Origin of the sequence: Desulfobulbus alkaliphilus (assembly GCF_016918545.1) — a bacterium.
GTDB classification, from domain to species: Bacteria; Desulfobacterota; Desulfobulbia; order Desulfobulbales; family Desulfobulbaceae; genus Desulfobulbus; species Desulfobulbus alkaliphilus.
Map to the genome: position 1 here is coordinate 1 of NZ_JAFFQC010000182.1, position 468 is coordinate 468.

Here is a 468-nt window from a genome sequence, read left to right on the forward strand (position 1 = left end):
GTTCCTGCCCGTCTCCTCGAGCGCGCACCTGCGCATCGTCGGCGACCTCATCGGCTCCAACGACCCGGGGGCGGCCTTCACGGCGATCACCCAGATCGGCACGGAGTCCGCGGTCCTGCTGTACTTCAGGCGCGACATCGTCACCATCTGCACAGCCTGGTGGAAGGCGTTGCGCGGCGCGGACGGCACGGGCTGGCGCGAGCGGATGGGGTCGCAGAACCACGACGCACGGATGGGCTGGTTCATCGGGCTGGGGTCGATCCCCATCGTGGTCCTCGGTCTGCTGCTCGAGAGCGCGATCGACCAGAACTTCCGCAACCTCTACCTCATCGCGCTGATGCTCGTGGTCTTCGGTCTGATCCTCGGCTGGGCCGACAAGGTCGGCCGCAAGACGCGGACCCTCGACGAGCTGACCCCGCGCCACGCGCTGTACTTCGGTCTCGCGCAGGCGATGGCCCTCGTCCCGGG

At 68.6% G+C, this 468-nt stretch carries 1 protein-coding gene; it reads left to right on the forward strand.

Annotated elements, in window-relative coordinates; translation table 11 throughout:
• Positions 1 to 468 (forward strand): undecaprenyl-diphosphate phosphatase (locus tag JWG43_RS20750; protein WP_275888508.1); only part of this gene is annotated, 468 nt, incomplete at both ends.